23 protein-coding genes are annotated in these 24,870 nt (G+C 48.7%); 1 reads left to right on the plus strand and 22 read right to left on the minus strand.

Features of this window, described 5'->3' with window-relative positions; translation table 11 throughout:
- Nucleotides 1-10 precede the first annotated feature (10 nt).
- The 13 genes from rpiB to DIJ65_RS01445 form a co-directional block, all read right to left on the minus strand.
- Nucleotides 11-448 (minus strand): ribose 5-phosphate isomerase B, encoded by a 438-nt coding sequence (rpiB, locus tag DIJ65_RS01385; protein WP_117300181.1) that lies wholly within the window; start codon nt 446-448, stop codon nt 11-13.
- Nucleotides 449-723: 275 nt separating this feature from the next.
- Complete coding sequence (locus DIJ65_RS01390) at nt 724-1,161, minus strand: low molecular weight protein arginine phosphatase (RefSeq protein WP_117300183.1); 438 nt, start codon at nt 1,159-1,161, stop codon at nt 724-726.
- A gap of 24 nt (nt 1,162-1,185) precedes the next feature.
- Entirely contained in the window at nt 1,186-2,178 is a 993-nt protein-coding gene (locus tag DIJ65_RS01395) for an L-threonylcarbamoyladenylate synthase (protein WP_117300185.1), read from the minus strand.
- 88 nt (nt 2,179-2,266) lie between these two features.
- Nucleotides 2,267-3,124 (minus strand): peptide chain release factor N(5)-glutamine methyltransferase, encoded by an 858-nt coding sequence (gene prmC, locus DIJ65_RS01400; protein WP_117300187.1) that lies wholly within the window; start codon nt 3,122-3,124, stop codon nt 2,267-2,269.
- Complete coding sequence (gene prfA, locus DIJ65_RS01405; protein WP_117300189.1) at nt 3,117-4,190, minus strand: peptide chain release factor 1; 1,074 nt, start codon at nt 4,188-4,190, stop codon at nt 3,117-3,119. Before prfA ends, prmC begins: the two co-directional genes overlap by 8 nt.
- 535 nt (nt 4,191-4,725) lie before the next feature.
- The gene (locus DIJ65_RS01410; protein ID WP_117300191.1) at nt 4,726-5,319 is read right to left on the minus strand and encodes a thymidine kinase; all 594 of its coding nucleotides are present in this window, start codon (nt 5,317-5,319) and stop codon (nt 4,726-4,728) included.
- 401 nt (nt 5,320-5,720) lie between these two features.
- Nucleotides 5,721-5,945, minus strand: a complete 225-nt coding sequence (rpmE, locus tag DIJ65_RS01415) for a 50S ribosomal protein L31 (RefSeq protein ID WP_071151901.1) — start codon at nt 5,943-5,945, stop codon at nt 5,721-5,723.
- A 149-nt stretch (nt 5,946-6,094) separates the two neighbouring features.
- Nucleotides 6,095-7,378 (minus strand): transcription termination factor Rho, encoded by a 1,284-nt coding sequence (rho, locus tag DIJ65_RS01420; protein WP_071151902.1) that lies wholly within the window; start codon nt 7,376-7,378, stop codon nt 6,095-6,097.
- 516 nt (nt 7,379-7,894) lie between these two features.
- Nucleotides 7,895-8,860: a class II fructose-bisphosphatase gene (gene glpX, locus DIJ65_RS01425; protein WP_071151904.1), complete on the minus strand. Its 966-nt coding sequence runs from the start codon at nt 8,858-8,860 to the stop codon at nt 7,895-7,897.
- 77 nt (nt 8,861-8,937) lie between these two features.
- A complete protein-coding gene (locus DIJ65_RS01430; RefSeq protein ID WP_071151905.1) occupies nt 8,938-10,236 on the minus strand; it encodes a UDP-N-acetylglucosamine 1-carboxyvinyltransferase in 1,299 nt (432 codons plus the stop codon).
- Nucleotides 10,237-10,485: 249 nt separating this feature from the next.
- Nucleotides 10,486-11,136 carry a fructose-6-phosphate aldolase gene (gene fsa, locus DIJ65_RS01435; protein ID WP_071151906.1) on the minus strand — a complete coding sequence of 217 codons (651 nt, stop codon included), beginning with the start codon at nt 11,134-11,136 and terminating at the stop codon, nt 10,486-10,488.
- Nucleotides 11,137-11,222: 86 nt separating this feature from the next.
- The gene (locus DIJ65_RS01440) at nt 11,223-12,080 is read right to left on the minus strand and encodes a class II fructose-bisphosphate aldolase (RefSeq protein ID WP_117300193.1); all 858 of its coding nucleotides are present in this window, start codon (nt 12,078-12,080) and stop codon (nt 11,223-11,225) included.
- Between the two features lie 86 nt (nt 12,081-12,166).
- Nucleotides 12,167-12,526, minus strand: a complete 360-nt coding sequence (locus tag DIJ65_RS01445) for a response regulator (RefSeq protein ID WP_260678679.1) — start codon at nt 12,524-12,526, stop codon at nt 12,167-12,169.
- A 68-nt stretch (nt 12,527-12,594) separates the two neighbouring features.
- On the opposite strand from DIJ65_RS01445, the gene DIJ65_RS01450 reads away from it, so the two are divergent.
- On the plus strand, nt 12,595-13,086 hold the full coding sequence (locus DIJ65_RS01450) for a DUF2529 family protein (RefSeq protein ID WP_117300195.1): 492 nt from the start codon (nt 12,595-12,597) through the stop codon (nt 13,084-13,086).
- 48 nt (nt 13,087-13,134) lie between these two features.
- Here DIJ65_RS01450 and DIJ65_RS01455 read toward each other — a convergent pair whose 3' ends face one another.
- From DIJ65_RS01455 to DIJ65_RS01490, 9 genes are all read right to left on the minus strand, one after another.
- Complete coding sequence (locus tag DIJ65_RS01455) at nt 13,135-14,733, minus strand: CTP synthase (protein WP_117300197.1); 1,599 nt, start codon at nt 14,731-14,733, stop codon at nt 13,135-13,137.
- Between the two features lie 586 nt (nt 14,734-15,319).
- Complete coding sequence (rpoE, locus tag DIJ65_RS01460; RefSeq protein WP_071151908.1) at nt 15,320-15,883, minus strand: DNA-directed RNA polymerase subunit delta; 564 nt, start codon at nt 15,881-15,883, stop codon at nt 15,320-15,322.
- 62 nt (nt 15,884-15,945) lie between these two features.
- Nucleotides 15,946-16,107 (minus strand): hypothetical protein, encoded by a 162-nt coding sequence (locus DIJ65_RS16195; protein ID WP_169816763.1) that lies wholly within the window; start codon nt 16,105-16,107, stop codon nt 15,946-15,948.
- Nucleotides 16,108-16,441: 334 nt separating this feature from the next.
- Nucleotides 16,442-19,693, minus strand: a complete 3,252-nt coding sequence (gene icmF / locus DIJ65_RS01465) for a fused isobutyryl-CoA mutase/GTPase IcmF (protein WP_117300199.1) — start codon at nt 19,691-19,693, stop codon at nt 16,442-16,444.
- Complete coding sequence (locus DIJ65_RS01470; protein ID WP_117300201.1) at nt 19,694-20,341, minus strand: TetR/AcrR family transcriptional regulator; 648 nt, start codon at nt 20,339-20,341, stop codon at nt 19,694-19,696.
- 14 nt (nt 20,342-20,355) lie between these two features.
- A complete protein-coding gene (locus tag DIJ65_RS01475; RefSeq protein ID WP_117300203.1) occupies nt 20,356-21,495 on the minus strand; it encodes an acyl-CoA dehydrogenase in 1,140 nt (379 codons plus the stop codon).
- Nucleotides 21,496-21,511: 16 nt separating this feature from the next.
- Nucleotides 21,512-22,648, minus strand: a complete 1,137-nt coding sequence (locus tag DIJ65_RS01480; protein WP_117300205.1) for an acyl-CoA dehydrogenase — start codon at nt 22,646-22,648, stop codon at nt 21,512-21,514.
- A 17-nt stretch (nt 22,649-22,665) separates the two neighbouring features.
- Nucleotides 22,666-23,517 (minus strand): 3-hydroxybutyryl-CoA dehydrogenase, encoded by an 852-nt coding sequence (locus tag DIJ65_RS01485; protein WP_071152093.1) that lies wholly within the window; start codon nt 23,515-23,517, stop codon nt 22,666-22,668.
- A gap of 2 nt (nt 23,518-23,519) precedes the next feature.
- The gene (locus DIJ65_RS01490) at nt 23,520-24,713 is read right to left on the minus strand and encodes an acetyl-CoA C-acetyltransferase (RefSeq protein ID WP_071152092.1); all 1,194 of its coding nucleotides are present in this window, start codon (nt 24,711-24,713) and stop codon (nt 23,520-23,522) included.
- Nucleotides 24,714-24,870 lie beyond the last annotated feature (157 nt).

Raw genomic sequence — 24,870 nt, forward strand, 5'->3', positions numbered from 1 at the left:
CGACCACTCCTTATTTTTCTAAGTTTGTGATTTTTTGAATCCGTTTATCGTGGCGTCCGCCTTCAAATTCCTCAGTCAGCCAGGTTCTGGCGATTTCACGCGCCAATCCCGGCCCCACTACACGTTCACCCATCGCGAGGATATTGGAATCGTTGTGGCCTCTTGTCGCTTTGGCACTGAATACGTCATGCACCAGTGCACAGCGGATCCCTTTTATCTTATTGGCTGCGATTGACATGCCGATACCTGTTCCACAAATCAATATTCCGCGATCCGCTTCCGCTTTTATCACTGCTTCGGCTACCGGAGTCGCATAATCCGGATAATCCACAGAGTCGTCTGTATGCGGGCCGTAATCTTTATATTCCATACCCATTTCGTTTAAAAGGTTGACGATTTCCTTGCGGAGAGTGTTGCCGCCGTGATCTGAAGAAATAGCGATTTTCATTAAAAGCCCTCTTTTCTTTTCAGTTAGTGCAAAAAGCCGTCTTCCGCTTTTTCACTTTGGTACCATTTTAACATCTTTATGTGAAAAATCCTATAAACGGCGAGAATGCAATAAAAACTGGGGTCTTTTCGAGGTTAGTAGCAGAATTTTGCATTTTTAGTTCAAGTTACTTCTTTATACAAAGAAGTGTGTCTTTCGGATAAATTCCATTTGCTCTCATATAAGATTTTCTTCATATGAAAAACCATCCGTCTGTCAACGAATGGCCAAATGTTTCACTTTTGCTGGTTCAATTTTTCTTCAAGCCTGTCAATCAGTTCACGCAATTCCAGGAAAGTCTCCTGATAGACCGAATAGGGACCGCCGTAAGGATCGCTGACGTCGGCCGCATGGCCCGCTACGTATTCCTTCAACGTAAACAGTCTTTCCGAAACATGCGGATGCTGTTGGCGGACAAGCTGCTTATGGGAGACGGTCATCGTTAAAATGATATCTGCCCATTCAAGATCTTCCTGCAAAAGCTGCTTGGAAATATGATCGAACGGGATTCCTTCCTCTTCCAGGACGGCACCGGCATTTTTAGAAATCGGTGCACTGCCGGCAAAAACTCCGGCTGACCGGACTTCAATGCCCGGCAACTTTTTCGAGGCCAGAATCGCTTCCGCCATTGGGCTCCGGCAGGTATTTCCTGTGCACACAAAAACAATTCTCATCACCTCACCCGCTTTCCAAATTTGTCAGCTGAACCATTTATGGTCAGCAGCTTTTTCCAACCGGTTCATCATGAAATCATTGTCATCCCGATGGACGGGTACGGCCGCCAATATAAGATCGGCATCTGTCATGTCGCATTTGCGCAGGCTGGTATATAAGGTTTCCGGACTCAACGGAAAATGATAATCCGCTTCCGGGTATTCGGCACTGCTCAATACGGCAATCTTCTTGCCTTTCCCCTGAATGTATTCAATTGCTTTTTTGATAAGCTTGCTGTCATCCTCTATCAAATAAACCGGTGCCTCCGGCGCATAATGAGTGTATTTCATGCCGGGCGATTTCGGTCCATTCCCCAAAACCTCCGCCGACAATCGGACTGTCCCGATTACATTTTCAATCTGCTCTTTCGTCACATTACCCGGCCGCAGAATCACCGGCGGTTCGCTTGTCATGTCGAGCACTGTGGATTCGATGCCGATTTTCGTCGGCCCGCCGTCCAGAATCAACGGAACCTTGTCCTCCATATCATGATAAACATGCTCCGCCAGAGTTGGACTCGGCTTGCCGCTCGTATTGGCACTCGGAGCTGCAATCGGCATTTTGACGCGCTTCAGCAAATTGAGCGCGACCGGATGATTCGGAACACGGATACCGACCGTTTTAAGGTTTGCTGTCACATTTTGCGCAAAAAGATGCGGCTTTGACTTCATGATCAAGGTCAAAGCGCCCGGCCAAAACGCATCCATCAGCTTTTCGGCATTTTCCGAAACCTCTTCCACACAGCCCAACGCCGCTCCCTTTGAGTCCACATGCACGATCAAAGGGTTATCTGCCGGCCGGCCTTTTGCTTCGAATATCTTCTCAACTGCTTCGGCATTTGTGGCATCCGCGCCCAACCCGTAAACCGTTTCGGTTGGAAAAGCGATTATGCCGCCTTTTCGAATGATATCCACAGCCTGTGTATAAGTTTCTTCTTTATTCACATTTTTGTCCACAAATATTACTTCGGTATTCATATCAGCAACTCCCATTTCCTCAGGTTTCTGAAATATTGTCCACATTTGTGTATAACATTACAGTTATTATACCCATATTGTGCACAAGTCAGGTGATAATACTGAAAACCATCCGGTCATTTTTGTTGATATCTTTTTTAACATAGGTTTTGGCATGGGGAAAAGTGTTTTTCAGCATCTTTTCCACAGCTTCTCCCTGTCGATAGCCAATTTCAAAGCCGACGATTCCGGGTTTATTGAGCAAACCGGGAAGGTCTGCCATCATTTCAGTATATAGAGCGAGTCCCTCCTGATTGGCGAATAGAGCCGAATGCGGTTCAAAATCTTTTACACTGTCACACATGGATACAGCTTCGGAATGGGCGATGTAAGGCGGGTTTGACAGGATAACATCCCATTTCTCCCCCTGCAAAGGCTCCAGCAGGTCGCCAAGCTTAAAATCGATTTCAGCTCCGAGCTCTTGCGCATTCTTTTCCGCTGTAGCCAGTGCCGCCTGCGAAATGTCGGTCGCGGTGATTTTAGCGGAAGGAATTTCACTTTTCAAGGTTACAGCAATGATTCCGCTCCCAGTCCCAATGTCCGCGATGCTCGGTGACCCGTTCGGTATGTGCTGGCGGATCAGATTCACTGCCTCTTCAATCAGCTCTTCCGTTTCCGGCCGTGGTATGAGCACATCCGGGTTTACCGAGAAACGTCGTCCGTAAAATTCTTCAAAGCCCGTCAGATGCTGTACAGGCGTGCCTTTGGCGTGCTGTTCGATCAGCTTCCAAAACTCAACTTTGTCACTTTCCGCCATTTCATCGCGCATTGATGCCAGAAGGCTGGCCTGACTGAGCCCCAGCACATGCCGAAGCAGAATGCCAGCGGCTGCTTCCTCGCGGCCATTGTCCCGTAAATAAGAAGAAGCCCGGTTAAGGGCCTCAAAAATTTTCTCTGTACTACGCATTGTTTAAGCTTTCCATTCTGGCTGATTGTTCTTCCACAGTCAGCGCGTCGATCAATTCATCCATCTTGCCTTGAAGAATCTGGTCCAGTTTCTGGATCGTTAAACCGATGCGGTGATCTGTAACCCGGTTCTGCGGATAATTATACGTCCGGATTCGTTCTGAACGGTCCCCTGTCCCAACTGCCGATTTTCGGACAGCATCGTATTCCGCCTGGGCTTCCTGCTGGAATTTATCGTAGACGCGGGCACGGAGAACTTTCATGGCACTCGCTTTGTTCTTGATCTGTGACTTTTCGTCCTGGCAGGTCACGACAGTATTTGTCGGAATATGCGTCAACCGGACAGCTGACATCGTCGTATTGACCGACTGTCCACCTGCACCGGACGAAGCATACGTGTCCACACGGATATCGTTATCATGGATTTCAACTTCCACTTCTTCGACTTCCGGCAAACAAGCCACTGTTGCAGTCGAAGTATGGATGCGTCCGCCGGATTCCGTCTCCGGAACACGCTGTACGCGGTGCGCGCCATTTTCGAATTTCATCTTGGAGTATGCACCTTTTCCGGAAATCATGAAAACAATTTCCTTGAAGCCGCCAAGGCCCGTAGCAGATGAATCCATAACGGTCACTTTCCAGCCCTTCGATTCTGCGAAACGGGTATACATGCGGTAAAGATCTCCGGCAAACAATGCCGCTTCGTCTCCACCTGCTGCCCCCCGTACTTCCATGATGACGTTCTTATCGTCGTTCGGATCTTTCGGGATCAATAAAACATGGAGGCGTTCTTCAATTGCTTCCACTTTTCCTTCCAGTTCGTTGACTTCCTCTTTGACCATCTCGCGCATGTCCGCGTCCATTTTATCATCGAACATTGCCTTTGCTTCAGCCAATTGTGCTGTCAGGTCTTTGTATTCGCGGTAAGCTTCAACCGTTTCCTGAAGGTCGGATTGTTCTTTGGAATAGTCACGCAGTTTGTTGGTGTCCTGGACAATTTCAGGATCACTTAATAATTCATTCAAACGGTCGTATCGATCTTCAACAGCTTGCAAGCGATCAAACATCGCCGTCACCTCAATTTCCTTTTACTATTTTGTGTTTCTTCTAGATATATATTTAACTAAAATAAATAATTAGTTTGTTTACACCGCTTCGGCGCTTTGGACAGTGCAAAGATTATGCTCCTGCGCCCTGCTCGTCGCAAAGGAGGCGCCATCTTCGTTTGGCGCACCTTGCCTCCCGCAATAAGCCGAGAAGAGCACTCGTCTTATTGCTCCGTCGGCATTCGCCTGCTCCGGAGCCGCGCCAGCGCTAGAGAAATCTCTAGAGATATGGAGCAAAACAGCGAAGACGCCATGGGGAGCAACGCTCTTTCATGTCTCGAAGCTAGCGAAGCGATGCAGAGACAGAAACGGAGTTGGCTTTCCAACTTCGTTTCGACGAAGTGCGAATTCTTCAGGTGCTCCTGCATCGCTACGCTGCTTCGTCGCAAAGACTTAGCCTCGCAAGCGTCGGCTAATGTCTTCGAAGCTGTTTTGCGGAATATCGGATTCTATAGACTCTTTTTTTAACTTTCTTCTATTATATACTCTACCGTATTTATTCGGAAACGGTAACGCCTGTTGGTACTTCGTGGTGATGGCGGCATCTTGGCTCGTAGGCTTCCGATGCGCCTACCAGAATGGTCGGGTCGTCCGAGCCGGCAGGTTTTCCGTCAATCAGGCGCTGGGTGCGGCTTGCGGGAGATCCGCATACTGTGCAGACAGCCTGAAGCTTCGTTACCTGCTCGGCGATTGCGAGCAGAGACGGCATCGGACCGAATGGCAACCCTCTGAAATCCTGGTCCAAACCGGCCACGATGACCCGGAAGCCGTGATTGGCCAGTTTCTGGACGTTTTCAATAAGGCCATCATCGAAAAATTGAGCTTCATCGATGGCAATGACATCAAATTCATCCGTGATATATTCCCACATTTCTTCGGAATGTGAAATCGGAAGCGCGATGACTGTTGTTCCGTTATGCGAGACAACCGCTTCTTCACTGAAACGATTATCGATTTTCGGTTTGAAAACCGCGATTTTCTGTTTGGCGAATTGCGAACGGCGAACGCGGCGGATCAGTTCTTCCGACTTACCGGAAAACATGCTGCCGCAAATCAATTCCACCCAGCCTGTCTGTTTCATTACGTACATTGTAGGGACCCCTTTCAAACGCATGGTTTGGTCTAATACTATCTATTGTGAGTTGAATAAAAGAATTAACATTCATATAGCGCTTCGGCCATTGTCTTCGAAGCTGTTTTGCGGAATATCGGTCACTATAGATTATTATTCCGTCTTATATATAGTATTAATAATACCTAATTTCGGCATCGATTACTGCATTTATTTCATTTATGTACATGGTTTGCCGATAAAATGGCAAAAAAAATCCTGCCCGGCGATTTCGCGCAAGGCAGGTATTTTTGTGTCCAGACTCCAGTGACCCAGCTCTTCGGGTCATAAGCCACTTTGGCTATGCGGCTGAAAAGACGCCGCTTCGCCAAATCGTCTTATGCCTGTCAGAGCTTAACGGGCACTGTCGCTTTTCTACTTTACTCTTCTTCGTTGTTGATTTCTTCTTTAAGACCGTATTTTTTGTTGAAACGGTCAACTCGTCCATCAGCAGCTGCGAATTTCTGGCGGCCAGTGTAGAACGGGTGGCACTCCGAGCAAAGTTCTACTTGGATGTTTTCTTTTACAGAACCTGTTGTAAAAGTGTTCCCGCAAGAACAAGTTACTGTTGCTTGTTTGTATTCTGGGTGAATTCCTGTTTTCATGTGTTTTTCTCCTCTCGCCCTGAACCATCCGGAACAGAGTTTAATCTATTTTACTATTGCCTTACACGGTTCTTGAGACCGTATATGCAATAGCTTTGCTTTGACTCACTGATACTATCTTAACAAGATTCGATCCTTATTGCAAGAAATTAAATCATCTTTTTCGATGAACGATGGGCTTTCATTTCAGAAGTCAGCTGCTCAAAAAATTCATCGTTCGTTTCAGTCTGATTTAATTTTTTCAGGAAACGTTCCGAAAAGTCATACGAATCCGAGAAGGTTTTGCGGATGGCCCACAGCTTGTCCAGTTGCTGCTTGCCGATGAGCAATTCCTCTTTGCGCGTCCCTGAACGGCGAATGTCCAAAGCCGGGAAAATGCGGCGTTCGGCCAGGCTTCTGTCGAGATGAAGCTCCATATTACCGGTTCCTTTGAATTCCTCGTAGATCACTTCGTCCATGCGTGACCCCGTTTCCACGAGGGCAGTGGCCAGAATGGTCAGGCTGCCGCCTTCTTCAATGTTGCGGGCAGCACCGAAAAATCTTTTCGGCCGGTGGAACGCTGCAGGGTCAATCCCTCCTGATAGCGTGCGCCCGCTTGGCGGAATCACTAGATTGTATGCGCGGGCCAGCCGCGTGATTGAATCCATCAGAATAACGACATCGCGTTTATGTTCTACAAGGCGCATTGCGCGCTCCAACACCAGCTCCGCAACTTTTACATGGTTTTCGGGAATTTCATCGAATGTGGAGGAAACTACATCTGCATCCACTGAACGTTCGATATCCGTCACTTCCTCCGGGCGCTCATCAATCAGCAGAACAATCAATTCCGCTTCAGGATGGTTGGTGGTAATGGAGTTGGCAATTTCTTTCAATAACATTGTTTTTCCTGCTTTTGGCGGTGCCACGATTAAACCACGCTGTCCGAAACCGACCGGCGACACCAAATCCATGATGCGGGTGGATAAGTGGTCAGACGAAGTTTCCAGGCGTATATGACGATCCGGATACAAAGGCGTCAATCCCGGAAAATGGACCCGCTCTTTGGCTACTTCAGGATCTTCTCCGTTTACTGCTTCAACTTGCAGCAAGCCGAAGTAACGTTCGTTCTCTTTGGGCGGACGCACTTTCCCGGATACCTTATCGCCATTCCGCAAGTCGAAACGGCGGATCTGGGAAGCAGAAATGTAGATGTCCTGTGAACTCGGAGAATAATTGATCGGCCGCAGGAAACCGAAGCCTTCGGACTGGATGATCTCCAGTACACCTTCCATAAAGAAGAAACCTTCCTGTTCGGCACGGGTTTTTAGAATCGCGAAAATAAGTTCCTTTTTGGTCAGCTTGCTGTAATTTATCAGTTTGTATTCTTTTGCCAAATTGTAAAGTTCTTTCAGGGTCATATTCTCCAAAGCGGAAATTGTAATCGTCGACATATCTCAGGACACCACTCTTATTTATATTTTTTGGAAATGAAATTCGGGGTTATATAAGTTGAATTAAGAATCCATAGAAGACGATATTCCGCAAAACAGCTTGCTTGCCTGGGGGCTCGCGCTGAGCTAACTCGGTCTCGTTTCACTTCGCTCGAAACACAGTTGGAAAGCCAACTGCGTTTCTGCTCCCCTGGGCGTCTTCGCTCTTTTGCTCCATATCTATGAAACTTTCTCTGTCAAAGCCACCTCCCAAGCGCCGGAGCGGCTCAGGAGCAGGCGAATGCCGACGGAGCAAAGACGAGTGTTCTTCTCGGCTTATTGCGGGAGCGAAGGTCGCCAAACGAAGATGGCGCACCTTTGCGACGAGCAGTGCGCAGGAGCATAATCTTTGCCCTGTCCAAAGCGATGAAGCGATTACAGATACTACTCTATTATTCAACTTATATAGATAGAAATTCAGAAGATAGTAAAGAAGGAGCCCGGCTTTTATGCCGGACTCAATTTGAAGTTCGTTCATTAATCATTCATCACGAGATTCGGTTTTTTCTTCAAGCTGTGGCGCCCTTCCACAAAGCGGACAGTACCTGATTTGGCACGCATGACCAGCGTATGGCTTTCCGCAAAGCCGCCCTTGAGCTGGACGCCGCGCAGCAATTCTCCGTCTGTGACACCGGTTGCTGCGAAGATTGCATCGTCACCTTTTACTAAATCATCCATCTTCAGGACCTTATCGACGTCGAGGCCCATGTCGATGCAGCGCTGCTTTTCTTCTTCATTCTGTGGCATAAGCTTTCCTTGAAGCTCACCGCCGAGACATTTCAATCCCACGGCCGCAATAACTCCCTCAGGCGCTCCACCAATACCGAAAAGAATGTCCACGCCTGTTTCATCAAATGCCGTGTTAATGGCGCCTGCAACATCCCCATCGTTGATGAGTTTGATGCGTGCACCGGCATCACGGATCTGCTGGATGAGTCCTGCATGGCGTTCACGGTTCAGAAGCGTAGCCACCACATCTTCGATATCCTTGTTTTTGGCTTTCGCCACGGCGCGCAGATTGTCGATGACTGGTGCATTGATATCAATTTTCCCCACTGATTCCGGGCCGACTGCAATTTTATCCATGTACATATCGGGTGCATTCAGCAGATTCCCACGGTCGGCAATCGCCAATACTGCAAGCGCGTTCCACCCCCCGGCTGCAACAATATTCGTTCCTTCGAGCGGATCCACCGCTACATCGACTTCCGGTCCAATGCCTGTACCAAGCTCTTCCCCGATATAAAGCATCGGTGCTTCGTCCATTTCGCCTTCACCGATGACGACGACACCTTTCATCGGAATTGTATCGAATACTATTCTCATGGCAGTCGTCGCTGCATCATCCGCTTCAATTTTCAGGCCGCGGCCCATCCATCTGGCGGACGCGATTGCCGCTGCTTCTGTAACACGCACTAGTTCCATCGATAAACTACGTTCCATACTATTTTTTCCTCCTGTTCAGCTATATATATATATGTTCCCATCATTATAACATATATTGTTAAGCCAAATCCGCGTTAATTGGCGTCTGAACTAAGGTCTGATTTCGTACTGGTCACCGGGTCGATTGTCTCTCTGCGAATCTCCGCACCCAAACCGCGCAGTTTTTCGACGATCTCTGAATATCCGCGTTCGATATGATAAATCTCACGGATTTCTGTTTCTCCGTCAGCCAACAGGCCGGCAATCACCAATGCGGCTCCTGCCCGAAGATCGGATGCAACGACTGTGGCTGAAGTGAGTGGCGTAGGGCCGGTAATGATTGCCGCTCTTCCTTCAACACGCCCGCTTGCATTCATCCGGCGCAATTCATCGATGTGCTTGAATCGTGCCGAGTAAATGGTGTCCGTAATCATTGAAGAACCTTCTGCCTGTGTCATCAGCACCGAAAATGGTTGCTGGAGATCTGTGGCAAACCCTGGATACACCAATGTTTTCACATCTATCGCCTGCAGGTTTTCAGGTTTCGGTATATGGATCGATTCGTCGCTTTCCTGTACATCTACACCCATTTCCCGCAATTTGGCAGTCAAGGCTTCCATGTGGAACGGAATGACGTTATCAATTGTGATGCCGTCGCCTGCTGCTGCAGCCAGAATCATGAATGTTCCGGCTTCAATCCGGTCAGGGATGATCGTATGGTTGGTGCCATGCAATTCTTCAACACCATCGATCCGGATGATATTGGTTCCCGCACCTTTGATTTTCGCGCCCATATTGGTCAACAAAGTCGCGACATCAATAATTTCAGGCTCTTTTGCCGCATTCTCAATCGTTGTCTGGCCTTTTGCCAGCACAGCCGCCAGCATAATATTGATGGTGGCACCCACTGAAACGACGTCCAAATAGATTTTTGCCCCGCGAAGTTCATCCGCACGCAGGTAAATGGCGCCATGTTCGTTCGTTACTTTCGCTCCGAGGGCCTCAAAACCTTTGATATGCTGATCGATTGGACGAGGTCCAAGGAAACAGCCACCCGGCAAGCCGATGGCCGCATGTTTGAAGCGGCCGAGCATTGCGCCCATCATGTAATAGGAAGCACGCAGTTTTTTAACATTGCCATTCGGCAAAGGCATATCAATCATATTCGTCGGATCGATGCTCATTGTACCGTCTTCGAAACTGACTTCGCCACCGATTTCTTCAAGAATATTTTTTAATGTCCATACATCCGAAATGCCTGGTAACCCTTCAATCTGAACAGGTGAATTCGCCAAAATCGATGCGGGAATCAATGCCACCGCGCTATTTTTTGCTCCATTGACTTTTATCGTCCCAGACAAGCGCTTACCGCCTGTAATTTTATAAACGTCCATCATAATTCTCCTTTATCCTACTTCCCCGTTCGGCGGAAACGGCAGTTGCCGTTCCCCTCCAATCGGAGAAATCCGGTTGGTCCAGTTTGACTCATGCATTCCGGACCCGGTTTCCACATTGTATTTTATCCCGTATTAACGGTCAGCAGGACTCCCGCTTCGCCGAGCGGAAGATCAACTTGTCCTAAAAACCTGATTGGATCAACTGACATTCAGCAGGGAACTCGCCCAACTGGATGAAGTTTCCCATTATTTTTCTGTCCGTTTTTCCCAGTCAGCCAAAAATGCTTCGATTCCCTTGTCCGTCAACGGGTGCTTAAACATTTGCTCCATTACCTTGATCGGCATTGTGCCGATATGCGCGCCATTCAAAGCTGCTTCCGTCACGTGTTGCGGGTGGCGGATCGAAGCTGCAATAATTTCCGAATCGATGTCGTGGATTGCGAAAATTTCTGCAATCGTTGCGATCAGATCCATGCCGTTATGGCCGATGTCATCAAGACGGCCAAGGAACGGTGATACATAAGCCGCGCCAGCGCGTGCTGCAAGCAACGCCTGGTTGGCGCTGAAGATCAACGTTACGTTGACTTTTTTGCCTTCTCCGGCAAGAACTGCACAAGCTTTCAGGCCGTCTGGCGTCATTGGCAGCTTCACGGTGATGTTCGGTGCCAGGTCAGCCAGTTCACGGCCTTCCTTGATCATGTTTTCTGCGTCCAATGCGATAACTTCGCCGCTGATCGAACCGTCGACCAATGCTGCGATTTCTTTCAGGCGGTCATGGAAAGAGACGTTTTTCTCTTTTGCCACCAATGATGGATTTGTTGTGACGCCCGATAGGATGCCCCACGAATGTGCTTCTTTGATTTCGTCAAAATTTGCTGTATCGATAAAAAATTTCATTTATATTTTCCTCCTGTAGTACGGAAAAAAGAGAAGGCGCTTTTTTCCGCTTCTTCTCTCTTCCATCTATTTTCAAACTGTCCTGATTACGCTTTGCCCGAACTTCCGAACTCGCGCATTTTGCCGATTACGGTATTCTTGATCGCTTCACGTGCAGGTCCCATATATTTACGCGGGTCGTAGACAATTTTGTCGTTGGCCAAGACTTCGCGGACCGCTTTTGCAGAAGCGATTTGGCTTTCCGTATTCACATTGATCTTCGCTGTTCCAAGTCCAAGCGAACGCTGAATATCTTTGATCGGAATTCCTGTACCGCCGTGAAGAACAAGCGGCACGTCACACAGCTGTGAAATTTCTTCCATTTCCTTGAACCCAAGATTCGGTTCGCCTTTATAAGGGCCGTGAACCGAACCAAGTGCCGGAGCCAGGCAATCAATTCCTGTCCCTTCGACCAATTTTTTGCATTCCTGGGGATCGGCATAAATAACGCCGTCAGCGATGATGTCATCTTCCTGCCCGCCGACAGTGCCAAGTTCCGCTTCCACAGAAACATTATGTTTGTGTGCATATTCCACTACTTGCTTGGTAATTTCAATATTCTCTTCAAATGGATGGTGGGATGCGTCAATCATTACTGAGGTGAATCCAGCATCGATCGCTTCTTTGCATTTTTCAAAACTTGAGCCATGGTCCAAATGGATTGCCACGGGCACCGTAATTTTATAATCATGCATAAGGCCTTTCACCATGTTTACAACAGTGGTAAAACCGCCCATATAACGGGCTGCTCCTTCAGACACTCCACAAATCACAGGAGAATTTTCCTCTTGTGCAGCCTGCAGGATTGCCTGTGTAAACTCCAGGTTGTTCAGATTGAACTGGCCGATCGCGTATCCTTCTTCTTTACCTTTTATCATCATTTCTTTCATTGAAACCAATGCCATGCCAAACTTCCTCCTCAGCGACTAAATAAAGCAAATACCTTCCCTATCATAACAAAAAGGTGTTCCATCCGCCACTTCCTAGTGTATCAGCCGTCTAACAATTTCTTTACAGTCTCGCGCAATTCGAATACATCGAATGGTTTGGTGAAATGGCGGACCGCTCCCCAGGTTTTTGCCTCTTCAATTAGATTGAGTTCACCATAGGCGGTCATCATCACTACCTGAATCTCAACACGTTCCTGTTTCATCCGCTTCAGTATTTCGATGCCATCCATCCCCGGAATCTTCATATCCAACAGGACCAGATCCGGACGCTCCACATCAAAGACCTTCAAAGCTTCACGCCCGCTTCCGGCTGTCAGTGTTTGAAAACCTTCCTTTGAAAAAACTTCCTCCAGCAGCATCCGGATTCCCGGCTGGTCGTCCACAATCAAAATCGACTTCAAGTTGTATCCCTCCTGATTTTCCATCCTGTTTCATGTGCTTCTGCTATACTTTTTTTGAGGTGAGAGATTTGAAAATACTGTCCGAGCAATTGAACGGTCTGTTCCAGCGCATCGCGCAGCAGGAAGAAGCGATTGAAGATATCGCCCGCCTCCTGGCCCAGGCTGCCGTTGGGGAAGGCACAATCTTTATTGCCGCCTTCGGTGAAATGAAAGCTGTGGCCATAGCCGCACTTGAAGGAACCGAACCGCTGCCATCTGCGCGCGAGTGGAAACCCGAAAGCCATCTGACAAGCGCAGACCGTGTCTTCATTTTAGCAAAAAAAGACGAAGGAGAGGAACTCGCGGGCAGATTATCCGATGCCGCCATTCCTTTCGCCATGCTCTCTGCGGAATCCTGGCAATGCGACCTGCCGGAAGTCATGCTGTCACTCGGCATTGATAAAGGCATCTTCCCCGCTCAAAGCGGCGTCACGGTCGTTCCGCACGCAATGGCGGCACTGTATGTCTACCACAGCATCAGGGCAAAGATGGATGCAATGTTGCGTGAAGAATCGTATTAAACGAGAAAGCCTTTCCGGCAAGTTCTGTCGGAAAGGCTTTCGTTTTTCTTATTTATTTGCTAATGAAGCACGAATGAATTCACGGAAGAGCGGCTGTGGCCGGTTCGGACGTGATATGAATTCCGGATGGAATTGGCATGCCACGAACCAGGGATGGTCTGCAAGTTCAATGATTTCTACCAGGCGGCCGTCCGGGCTTGTGCCCGAGAAGATAAAGCCGGCCGCTTCGAATTGTTCCCGGTATTCGTTATTGAACTCATAGCGGTGGCGGTGGCGTTCGTAGACCAACGACTCGCCGTATGCTTCATGCGCTTTCGATCCCTCCTGCAACTTCGCAGGATAAAGGCCAAGGCGCAATGTGCCGCCGAGGTCTTCGATATCTTTTTGTTCCGGCAATAAATCGATGACCGGATAAGACGTCTTCGGATTCAATTCCGAAGAATGGGCATCTTCCATTCCCATCAGGCTGCGGGCGAATTCAACGGACGCCAGCTGCATGCCGAGACAAATACCGAAGAACGGAACATTGTTTTCACGGGCATATTGGGTTGCGACGATTTTGCCTTCCACGCCACGGTCTCCGAATCCGCCTGGTACAAGGATGCCGTCACAATTCTTCAATTTCTCTTCTGCATTCTCTGCGTTGATGTGTTCGGCATTGATCCATTCCACTTCAATATCGGAATCGAAGGCGAAACCGGCATGTTTCATCGATTCAACAACGGAAATATAGGCATCCTGCAACTCGACATATTTACCGACGAGTCCGATGCGGACTGTTTTCTTAAGTGATTTCACTCCTTCCACTAGCGCTGTCCATTCGGTCATGTCCGCTTCGGGCGCTTCGATGCCGAAGTGGTCCAAAACGATCTGGTCCATATTCTGCTCCTTCAAACGAAGAGGGATTTCATAAATCACATCGACATCGCGTGATTCGATGACTTCTTCCGCTTTGATGTCGCAGAACAAAGCAATCTTATCTTTCATGTCCTGCGGCACCGGATGTTCCGTACGCACGACAATCAGGTTCGGCTGAATACCGAGGCTGCGCAATTCTTTGACACTGTGTTGCGTCGGTTTTGTCTTCATTTCCTTTGCGGCACCGAGGTAAGGGATCAGTGTACAGTGGACGTACATGACTTCCTCACGGCCAAGATCTGATTTCATCTGGCGAATTGCTTCCAGGAAGGGCAGGGATTCGATATCCCCTACAGTTCCGCCGATTTCTGTGATGACCACATCCGCTTTTGCCGTTTTCGCGGCACGCAGCAGGCGGTCTTTGATTTCATTGGTGATATGCGGGATTACCTGAACGGTTCCGCCAAGGTAATCGCCGCGGCGCTCTTTTTGGATAACTGTCGAATAGACTTTCCCCGTCGTCACATTCGAGTATTTATTCAAGTTGATGTCGATGAAACGCTCGTAATGGCCAAGATCCAAATCCGCTTCCGCACCGTCATCGGTTACGTATACTTCTCCGTGCTGATAAGGGCTCATCGTGCCCGGATCGATATTGATGTATGGATCGAATTTCTGGATTGTGACGTTCAATCCTCTGTTTTTCAATAAACGCCCCAGTGAAGCGGCTACAATTCCTTTTCCGAGCGATGATACTACCCCGCCGGTAACAAAAATATACTTTGTCATGCCTGTTTTCCTCCTTGATTTTTAGAAGCGAATTTTAAATTAAGTTATCTAAGTTCTAATAATTTGTTAGTCGCTTCGTCGCTTTGGACAGAGCAAAGATTATGCTCCTGCGCACTGCTCGTCGCAAAGGAGAGCCATCTTCGTATGGCTCTCCTTTGCTCCCGCAATAAGCCGAGAAGAACACTCGTCTTATTGCTCCGCTACGTCCGGCGGCGCTCCTTCGCTAGGCTCCACTTCTAGATATGGAGCAAAACAGCGAAGAGTTGACCGAAGCCTGCATGGGCAACTCTTTGCGACGAAGCAGCGCAGCGATGCAGGAGCATAGTTTTTAAATCCTCCGGCAGTCAGCGTCGCGACGTCCTGTCCCGCCGACTGCACGACCCACATCCTGTGGGCTGTTTTGCGGAATATCGGCTGCAATAGATTATTAGTTGAACTTTTATAGCCTGGGAAAAAATAAAAAGCGCCCCGCCTGCTGCGTGCAGAGGGAGCGCATTAACTGTACGAATCATTTCTCCTGTTTTAAGGAGCCCAATAAAATCTTATCCAGTACAGCGATTAAAGTCAAGGTAAAAAAATGTTCTGATTACTTCGACTCTTCGTCGTCTTCTTCATCTTCGTCGTCTTCTTCATCAATGATGTTTCCATCAATGTCTTCAACCAGGACGTCCACGTCTTCTTCATCCTCATCTTCGTCCTTTTCAGAATCAAAGTCGATGACGCCTACTTCTTCGCCGAGTTTCGGTGTAACATCTTCGTCATCTTCTTCATCGAAGTCATCGAAGTCAAGTTCGTCTTCCATTTCAAGATCCATACCTTCGAATTCTTCATCGTCCGCAACTTTGGCTTTCTTTTTGCGGGCTTTGACAGTCGGCGCGGATTCTTCCTCGATTTGTTCAACCGGGTACCATTCACGAAGACCCCAACGGTTTTCCCCAAGGATCAAAAAGCGTCCGTCAATATTCATATCCGTATAAAATTGCACAAGGCGCGATTTCATGTCAGCTTTTGAAAGATCGAGCAATTTTTCAATTTCCTCGACGATTTCAGGATACGTTTTTGTTTCATGGGTTTCTGCCAATAATGCATATGTTAAGTCTACAAACGACTCTTCAATCAGTTCTTCTCTGGATAATTCACGTAATTTCAATTAGCCCACGTCCCTTCTTCTCTCTTAACTCCATTCATTATATACAAACTGTCTGCAGTCCGCTACCGTGACTTGTTTTTTCTTTTCCCAAGTTCCTTCCACCCATAATAGAACAGGTATAAGGACAGGATGATTAACGGAATCGAACCCAAAGCTCTATTGTACAGGAAAACGATCAATATGATACAGACAATGATTATAAGGTAATTGACGTACTTCGGCATAATTAATCATCCTTTGGGGCCCGCTTGCAATTTCCTTCTATTATAACCGAATTTGCTGAATATATCGAATGGCTATAAAACGTAAGGCGAAGAATTATTCAATTAATCAGGGCGAGTTGTGGAACGTCCGCATTTTTTTAATCGCCCGCATTTTTTTTTAATCGCCCGTATTTTATTTTAGTCGCCCGCAAATTTTTTTAATCGCCCGCATTTTTATTTAAACGCTCGCAAACCAAAATAATCGCACGCAAGTTGCTCAAATCCACTCAAAGCACCATATTCCCATAGGAAAAACCCGCTTGCACGTTCTGCAAACGGGTTTCCCAATAAAAGCCTACATATTGCGGCGATATTGGCCGCCGACTTCGTATAATGCAGTCGTGATCTGGCCGAGGCTTGCCACTTTAACAGTTTCCATCAATTCTTCAAAGATGTTGCCGCCTGTTTTGGCGACCTGTTTCAGGCGCTCAAGCGCTTCGTCCGAGTTGTTGCGTCCCTGGAAGGCACGCAGTTTATCGATCTGTGCTTCTTTTTCCTCTTTTGTGGCACGGGCAATTTCCATCGCGTTGATGTCGTCGTCCGACTGCGGATTCGGGTTCAAATACGTATTGACTCCGATGATCGGCAATTCGCCTGTGTGTTTCTTCATTTCGTAGAACATCGATTCTTCCTGAATCTTGCCGCGCTGATACTGCGTTTCCATTGCACCCAGAACGCCACCGCGGTCGTCGATGCGATCAAACTCCAAGAGAACCGCTTCTTCCACCAACTGTGTCATTTCTTCGATGATGAACGCGCCCTGCAGCGGGTTTTCGTTCTTCGACAAACCGTGCTCTTTTGTGATGATCATCTGGATCGCCATCGCGCGGCGGACTGATTCTTCCGTCGGCGTTGTGATCGCTTCATCATACGCATTCGTGTGCAGCGAGTTGCAGTTGTCCTGCAACGCCATCAATGCCTGCAGCGTAGTACGGATGTCGTTGAAGTCGATTTCCTGCGCGTGAAGGCTGCGCCCGGAAGTCTGGACGTGATATTTCAGTTTCTGGCTGCGTTCATTGGCGCCGTATTTGTCGCGCATGGCAACTGCCCATATGCGTCTGGCCACACGGCCGATTACCGTATATTCCGGATCCAGTCCGTTCGAGAAGAAGAACGACAGGTTCGGTGCAAAGTCGTCGATGTTCATGCCGCGGCTCAAATAATACTCAACGTATGTGAAGCCGTTTGATAGCGTGAACGCCAGCTGTGAAATCGGATTCGCTCCTGCTTCCGCAATGTGGTAGCCCGAAATCGACACCGAATAGTAATTGCGCACTTTGTGGTCGATAAAGTATTGCTGGATATCGCCCATCATGCGAAGCGCAAATTCCGTTGAGAAAATACACGTATTCTGACCCTGGTCTTCTTTCAGGATATCCGCCTGAACTGTACCGCGTACCACTTGCAGCGTCGCTTCACGGACTTCCGTGAATTCCTCCACTGTCAGCGTGCGGCCAAGCTCTTCTTCGCGTTTTTTGACTTGCTGATCGATCGCCGTGTTCATGAACATCGCAAGGATGATCGGAGCCGGTCCGTTGATCGTCATCGAAACGGAAGTCGATGGCGCGCATAGATCAAATCCGGAATAGAGGGTTTTCATGTCGTCCAGTGTACAGATTGAGACGCCCGATTCTCCGACTTTTCCGTAGATATCCGGACGGTGATCCGGATCTTCTCCGTACAAAGTTACCGAATCGAATGCAGTGGACAAGCGTTTCGCATCATCATCTTTGGACAGGTAATGGAAACGGCGATTTGTGCGTTCCGGCGTTCCTTCACCCGCAAATTGCCGTTTTGGATCTTCTCCTGCGCGTTTGAACGGAAACACGCCGGCAGTATAAGGGAATGAACCCGGTACGTTTTCCAGATAAACCCAGCTTAAAATTTCGCCGTAATCAACGAATTTCGGCAGGACCACACGCGGCACTTTAATGCCAGACAGGCTTTCGGTACGCAAAATTGTGCGAATTTCTTTGTCGCGCATCGTCGTGACGAACTCGTCTCCTGCATAAGCTTCTTTCAACGCATCCCAATTATCCAGAATTCGTTTCGACTCAGCCGTCAGCTCTTCCCGTACACCGTCAGCCAGCGATTCGAGGGATTTCACCAATGCATCATCCGGCGCTTTTTCTTTGACTGCTTCGATTGCGCCTTCCAATTGGAAGAGGCGGCGGGCGAAGGCAGACTGTTCTTTGGTTTTTGCGTGGTGGCCGCGAACCGATTCCGCGAGTTCCCGTAAATAATAGCGGCGGTCATTCGGAATGATCAAGTTCTCTTTTTGGGTTTTTGCGAATTTTTCATAATCCGTCTCCCAATCGGTGCCACATTTTTCATTGACGGTTGAAACCAGTGCCGCGAACAATGAGTTTGTCCCTTTATCGTTGAACTGGCTGGCAATTGTGCCATAAACCGGCATTTTGTCCAAATCGTCTTCAAAACGCATATGGCTGCGCTGGAATTGCTTTTGGACCTGGCGCAGTGCATCTTCTGAACCTTTGCGCTCGAATTTATTGATGACAATCAAATCCGCGTAATCGATCATATCGATTTTTTCGAGTTGCGACGGTGCGCCGAACTCACTTGTCATCACGTACATCGAGACATCGGAGAAGTTGGCGATTTCAGCATCGCCCTGTCCGATTCCGCTTGTTTCCACGACAATCAGGTCGAAGCCGGCAGCTTTGACTACATCGGTCACATCACCGAGAGCTGCGGACAGTTCAGTGCGGGAGCCGCGGGTTGCAAGACTTCTCATGAAAACACGTTTGTTGAAAATGGCATTCATGCGGATCCGGTCGCCAAGCAGCGCTCCGCCTGTTTTTTGTTTAGTCGGGTCAATTGACAGAACCGCAATATTCTTGCCGGGCAGTTCAGTGAGGAAGCGGCGGATCAATTCATCCGTCAGGGAGCTTTTCCCCGCTCCGCCTGTGCCTGTAATACCAAGGACCGGTGTATTTTTTGACGATTTTCTGACCGTTTCCATCAATTGGGCTGTATCGCCGCCGCGTGTATGGGCTTCTTCTGCGGCAGTGATCAGGTTTGCCACTGTAACTGGGTTTTCTGGAGACAGATTTTCCAGTGAAAGATTGTCTTTGACCGTGGAGAAATCACATTCTTCCACGATTTCCGTAATCATTCCCTGCAGGCCTTTTTTGCGGCCGTCTTCCGGTGAAAAGATACGGGCAATGCCGTATTCTTGAAGTTCCTTGATTTCGCGCGGCAAAATGACTCCGCCGCCTCCGCCATAGATGCGGATATGGGGAGCGCCTCTTTCCTGCAGCAAATCATGCATATACTTGAAGTATTCCACATGGCCGCCCTGGTAAGAGGAGATTGCGATGCCCTGGACATCTTCCTGGATAGCTGCATTGACCACTTCTTCAACTGAGCGATTGTGTCCAAGATGGATGACTTCCACCCCGCTTGCCTGAAGAATGCGGCGCATGATGTTGATGGATGCATCGTGGCCGTCAAACAGCGCGGATGCCGTAACAAAGCGGATATGATTTTTCGGCTGATACGTTTTTGTTTCCTGGATTGTAGCCATTTATGAGTAGCCCCCTGGTATCGAGATTTTTTCCCCTGCCATCCCCTGCAAAAGGAATTTCGTTTGCATTTTGATAAATTCTTCTATGGTGAAATCGTTCAGAGCCCAGCGGCGGAATGCCCACATCTGGCCCTGGACGAATAAATGATGGGACGCCAGTACAATTTCCTTCGGTGTCAGATCCACTTGTCCCCGCTCCGCGCATTCAGTCAACAGGCGCGCGAACAGCCCAACCATTTCTGTTTCCTTTTCCAGTACATATCCCAGTGCGTCCTTCGGCAACGATTTCGACTCCTGATACATCACCACAAATTCATCCTGCATGTCGTCGATCAGGCCGTAATAATGTTCAAGTGCCGTCACCAGCACTTCCCATGAGCCGTTTTCCATATCGATCGTGGCAAGGCGGGAATGGACTTCATCATAGATCGAATCACAGACCAAATAGAGGACGTCTTCTTTTGTGCGGATGTATTCATACAAGGTGCCGATGCTGAATCCGGCCGCTTTGGCGATTTCCCTTGTCGTAGTCCGGTGAAAGCCCTTTTCTTTAAAAAGCGTGACAGCGCCGCGGATCATTTGCGCTCGGCGCTTTTCGATCAGGCTTTCATCTTTAACGGAAGACTGTATTGCACGCTTTTCATTCATAGGCCTGCCTCCGATTATTTTGTGACCATACGGGAAATGACCAGACGCTGGATTTCCTGTGTGCCTTCATAGATTTGCGTGATTTTCGCATCGCGCATAAAGCGTTCGACCGGATAATCTTTTGTATAGCCGTAGCCGCCGAATACCTGAACCGCTTCAACAGTGACGTTCATCGCTGTATCGCCGGCCATCAGTTTCGCCATTGCGGATTCTTTGCTGTACGAGTATTTATTCGACTCGAGCCATGCAGCCTGATAAGTCAACAGACGTGAAGCTTCGATCGAAGTCGCCATGTCCGCCAATTTGAATGAAATGCCCTGGTTTGCAGCAATCGGCTTGCCGAATTGTTCGCGTTCTTTCGCGTAACCAATCGCAGCGTCCATTGCGCCTTGTGCAATTCCGACTGCCTGTGCAGCGATTCCGTTGCGGCCGCCGTCAAGCGTCTGCATCGCAATTTTAAAGCCCTGGCCAAGTTCGCCCAGCATGTTTTCTTTCGGTACGCGGCAGTTGTCGAAAATGATTTCCGTAGTCGGGCTTGAACGGATGCCGAGTTTCTTCTCTTTTTTGCCGACAGAAAAGCCAGGGAAGTCACTTTCTACGATAAACGCTGTTGTTCCTTTGTGTTTAGAAGTTGGATCAGTGACTGCAAAGACGATGTAGATGTCTGCAATGCCGCCGTTTGTGATGAAGATTTTCGAACCGTTCAGGATCCAGTGGTCGCCGTCTTCTTTGGCATTCGTTTTCATGCCGCCAGCATCAGAACCGGAAGCAGGTTCAGTCAGGCCATAAGCACCGATTTTCGAACCTTCCGCCATCGGACGAAGGAATTTCTGTTTCTGTTCTTCTGTTCCGAATGTGTATACCGGCCATCCCGCAAGTGAAGTATGCGCTGAAAGCGTTACGCCTGTAGACGCACAAACGCGGGACAATTCTTCGACTGCGATGCAGTAAGCCAGGTAATCGGAACCGATTCCGCCGTATTCTTCCGGCCAAGGAATCCCTGTCAGGCCAAGCTCCGCCATCTTATCGAAAATATCGCGGTCAAACCGTTCTTCTTCATCGCGTTCTTCTGCTGTCGGTGCCACTTCTTTGTTTGCAAAATCGCGCACCATTTTACGGATCATTTCATGTTCTTCACTTAATTTAAAATTCATTTTGATTTTCCCCCTGCTATTTTAGTAATTGCTTGCTGATCACGATTCGTTGAATTTCGCTTGTGCCTTCATAGATTTCCGTCACTTTCGCGTCGCGGAATAATCGCTCCACCGGATAATCTTCGGTATAGCCGTAGCCGCCATAAACCTGTATTGCTTCAATCGCGATGTCCATCGCAGCTTTCGAAGCGAAAAGTTTCGCCATCGACGCTTCTTTGTTGCAGTCTTTGCCCTCGGAGTAAAGATTGGCCGCGTTATAAACCAATAATTTGGCAGCTTCAACCTTTGTCGCCATATCCGCCAGCTTAAAGGCGATGCCCTGCTGCTGCGCAATCGGCTTGCCGAATTGTTCGCGCTCTTTGGCGTATGCCACCGAATACTCGTAGGCAGCTTCGGCGATGCCGAGCGCCTGAGCCGCGATGCCGATACGGCCGACGTTCAGGTTTGCCATGGCGATACTGAAGCCTTTGTTTTCCTGGCCCAGCATATTGCCAGCCGGCACGCGCATATTGTCGAATGTCAACTGCACCGTGCGGGAACCGTGCATCCCCATTTTCTTCTCATCCTTGCCGATGATAAGGCCGGGATAATCCTTTTCGACAATAAATGCCGAAATGCCGCGTGAACCGGATTCCGGTTTGGTCGAAGCAAAGACGATATACGTGTCTGCTTCACCGCCGTTTGTGATAAACACTTTTGAACCGTTCAATACAAAATCATCACCGTCACGGACTGCTCGTGTTTTCAAGCTTCCGGCGTCTGAGCCGGCAGCGGGTTCCGTCAAGCAGAACGCACCCAGGTATTCACCGCTGGCAAGTTTCGGGACGTATTTTGTAATCTGTTCTTCCGTGCCAAAATTCAAAATCGGATTTGTCCCGACTGAAGTGTGGACCGAAAGGATGACACCGATGACGCCGCTCACTTTCGACAACTCATGGATGGCTGTGATATAGCAGGTGAAATCCATTTCCGAGCCGCCGTATTTCTCCGGCGCTGTGATGCCCATCAGGCCCAAACCGGCCATTTTCTTTAATATTTCGTGTGGAAACTCACCGGCTTCCATCTTATCAATGAAAGGTGCAATTTCTTCTTTTGCAAAATCACGCACCATATTGCGCATCATTTTTTGTTCATCTGTAAAATGCAAATCCATAGCGGGTTCCTCCTCGATTAAGTGTATTCGTAGAATCCGCGTCCTGTTTTCTTGCCAAGCCAACCGGCTTTCACGTACTGGCGCAATAATGGGCTCGGGCGATATTTGCTGTCGCCAAATCCTTCATGCAGAACTTCCATTATATACAGGCAGGTATCCAGTCCAATAAAATCAGCCAGCTCAAGCGGGCCCATCGGATGGTTCATGCCCATCTTCATGATGCTGTCGATCGCTTCTTTCGTCGCGACGCCGTCCTGAAGCGTAAATACCGCTTCATTGATCATCGGCATAAGAATACGGTTGGAAACGAAGCCGGGAAAGTCATTGCATTCCACCGGAGTCTTCGATAATTCCAGCGTCATTTCTTCTATTTCTTTATACACTTCGTCCGTTGTCGCCAGGCCACGGATGATTTCGACGAGCTTCATGACCGGCACCGGGTTCATGAAGTGCATGCCGATCACTTGCTCAGGACGGTTCGTTGCAGCCGCAATTTCCGTGATTGGCAGTGAAGACGTGTTCGTCGCCAAAATGGCGTGTTTGGGCGCCACTTCATCAAGTGTCTTAAAGATTGTGTGTTTGATTTCCATATTTTCGACAGCCGCTTCGATGACGAGGTCGGAGTCGTGTGCATCTTTCAAATCCAAAGAAGCTGTGATGCGCCCCAGAGCCGCTGACTTTTCTTCTTCCGTCATACGGCCTTTTTCCACGTTGCGGGAAAAATTTTTGGTTATAGTGGCGATTCCACGCTCAAACGCTTCCTGTTTCATGTCGTTCAATTTCACATTAAATCCTGCCTGTGCGCAAACTTGCGCGATGCCGGAGCCCATTTGACCGGCTCCGATCACCATTACGTTTTGAATTGCCATTCTTATTTTTCCCCCTTAGGAACTTCGATCATGACAGCGTCGCCCTGTCCACCGCCTGAGCAGATTGCGGCAATGCCGATTCCGCCGCCACGGCGTTTCAATTCATATGCCAGCGTCAGGATGATACGCGCTCCGCTTGCGCCGATCGGGTGGCCGAGTGCGACGGATCCGCCGTTGACGTTCACTTTTTCCGCATCCAAACCGGCAATTTTCGAGCTCGCGAGCGCGACTGCTGCAAATGCCTCATTGATTTCGAATAAATCGATTTCATCCAAAGATTTGCCGGTCTTTTTCAACAATTCATTGATGACGAGACCCGGCGTTTCCGGGAAGCGATGGGGTTCCACTGCTACTTCCGTATGAGAAAGGACATAAGCCAAAGGTGTTTTTCCGTCCCGTTGCGCACGCTCTTCGCTCATCAATACAAGCGCAGCTGCACCGTCATTGATGCCGGGTGCGTTTCCTGCTGTAATCGTGCCGTCTTTGCCGAAGGCCGGTTTTAATTTTGCAAGGGCGTCTGCCCTGGTGCCTTCGCGTGGTGCTTCGTCCTGATCAACCTGAATCGGGTCACCTTTGCGCTGTTTCACTTCAATCGGTGTGATTTCTTCAGCAAAATGGCCTCTTGCTCCAATCGCGCGCTCATGGGAACGGGCAGACCATTCATCCTGCTTTTCACGTGTCAGGCCGTGTTCTTCTGCTGTTGAGTTTCCGTATGTGCCCATATGGACTTTGTCCGGGTGGAACGAACATGACAACCCGTCATGGACCATTCCGTCGATCATCTGCGCATCGCCCATGCGAAGTCCCCAACGGGCTTTCGGCAGGTAATAAGGTGCATTCGACATGGACTCCATTCCGCCGGCAACAATTAAATCTTCGTCGCCCAGTCGGATGATCTGATCAGCCATGGTCACAGCACGCAGGCCGGATGCACAGACTTTATTGATAGTTTCCGATTTAACATTATATGGAATGCCGGCTTTGTAGGCAGCCTGCCTTGAAGGAATCTGGCCCTGGCCCGCCTGTAAAACGTTCCCCATGATAACTTCCTGTATATCTTCCGGTTGGACTTTTGCACGGTTCATCGCTTCTTTGATCGCTGCCGCGCCCAGGTCACTGGCTGTCAATGAACTCAGGCTGCCTCCGAATTTTCCGAATGCTGTACGTGCACCATCAATGATAACTGTTTTTGCCATAATAAATTCTCCTCCCGTTTTGTAAACGTTTTCAAGTGGAATGAAAAAAATTTAAATTATACTTCAATTGACTTTCATTAAATAGTGCCGGTTTATAACTTTGCTCCTGTCTCTGCATCGCTGCGCTAGCTTCGAGACATGAAAGTGCGTTGCATCG

It is taken from the genome of Planococcus salinarum (assembly GCF_007004625.1).
Classification (GTDB): Bacteria; Bacillota; Bacilli; order Bacillales_A; family Planococcaceae; genus Planococcus; species Planococcus salinarum.

Excerpts from the sequence above, each read along its gene's own strand:
- rpiB (WP_117300181.1), bottom strand. The coding sequence starts at position 448 with ATGAAAATCGCTATTTCTTCAGATCACGGCGGCAACACTCTCCGCAAG.
- DIJ65_RS01390 (WP_117300183.1), bottom strand. The coding sequence starts at position 1,161 with ATGAGAATTGTTTTTGTGTGCACAGGAAATACCTGCCGGAGCCCAATG.
- DIJ65_RS01395 (WP_117300185.1), bottom strand. The coding sequence starts at position 2,178 with ATGAATACCGAAGTAATATTTGTGGACAAAAATGTGAATAAAGAAGAA.
- prmC (WP_117300187.1), bottom strand. The coding sequence starts at position 3,124 with ATGCGTAGTACAGAGAAAATTTTTGAGGCCCTTAACCGGGCTTCTTCT.
- prfA (WP_117300189.1), bottom strand. The coding sequence starts at position 4,190 with ATGTTTGATCGCTTGCAAGCTGTTGAAGATCGATACGACCGTTTGAAT.
- DIJ65_RS01410 (WP_117300191.1), bottom strand. The coding sequence starts at position 5,319 with ATGTACGTAATGAAACAGACAGGCTGGGTGGAATTGATTTGCGGCAGC.
- rpmE (WP_071151901.1), bottom strand. The coding sequence starts at position 5,945 with ATGAAAACAGGAATTCACCCAGAATACAAACAAGCAACAGTAACTTGT.
- rho (WP_071151902.1), bottom strand. The coding sequence starts at position 7,378 with ATGTCGACGATTACAATTTCCGCTTTGGAGAATATGACCCTGAAAGAA.
- glpX (WP_071151904.1), bottom strand. The coding sequence starts at position 8,860 with ATGGAACGTAGTTTATCGATGGAACTAGTGCGTGTTACAGAAGCAGCG.
- DIJ65_RS01430 (WP_071151905.1), bottom strand. The coding sequence starts at position 10,236 with ATGGACGTTTATAAAATTACAGGCGGTAAGCGCTTGTCTGGGACGATA.
- fsa (WP_071151906.1), bottom strand. The coding sequence starts at position 11,136 with ATGAAATTTTTTATCGATACAGCAAATTTTGACGAAATCAAAGAAGCA.
- DIJ65_RS01440 (WP_117300193.1), bottom strand. The coding sequence starts at position 12,080 with ATGGCATTGGTTTCAATGAAAGAAATGATGATAAAAGGTAAAGAAGAA.
- DIJ65_RS01455 (WP_117300197.1), bottom strand. The coding sequence starts at position 14,733 with ATGACAAAGTATATTTTTGTTACCGGCGGGGTAGTATCATCGCTCGGA.
- DIJ65_RS16195 (WP_169816763.1), bottom strand. The coding sequence starts at position 16,107 with ATGCCGAAGTACGTCAATTACCTTATAATCATTGTCTGTATCATATTG.
- icmF (WP_117300199.1), bottom strand. The coding sequence starts at position 19,693 with ATGGCTACAATCCAGGAAACAAAAACGTATCAGCCGAAAAATCATATC.
- DIJ65_RS01470 (WP_117300201.1), bottom strand. The coding sequence starts at position 20,341 with ATGAATGAAAAGCGTGCAATACAGTCTTCCGTTAAAGATGAAAGCCTG.
- DIJ65_RS01475 (WP_117300203.1), bottom strand. The coding sequence starts at position 21,495 with ATGAATTTTAAATTAAGTGAAGAACATGAAATGATCCGTAAAATGGTG.
- DIJ65_RS01480 (WP_117300205.1), bottom strand. The coding sequence starts at position 22,648 with ATGGATTTGCATTTTACAGATGAACAAAAAATGATGCGCAATATGGTG.
- DIJ65_RS01485 (WP_071152093.1), bottom strand. The coding sequence starts at position 23,517 with ATGGCAATTCAAAACGTAATGGTGATCGGAGCCGGTCAAATGGGCTCC.
- DIJ65_RS01490 (WP_071152092.1), bottom strand. The coding sequence starts at position 24,713 with ATGGCAAAAACAGTTATCATTGATGGTGCACGTACAGCATTCGGAAAA.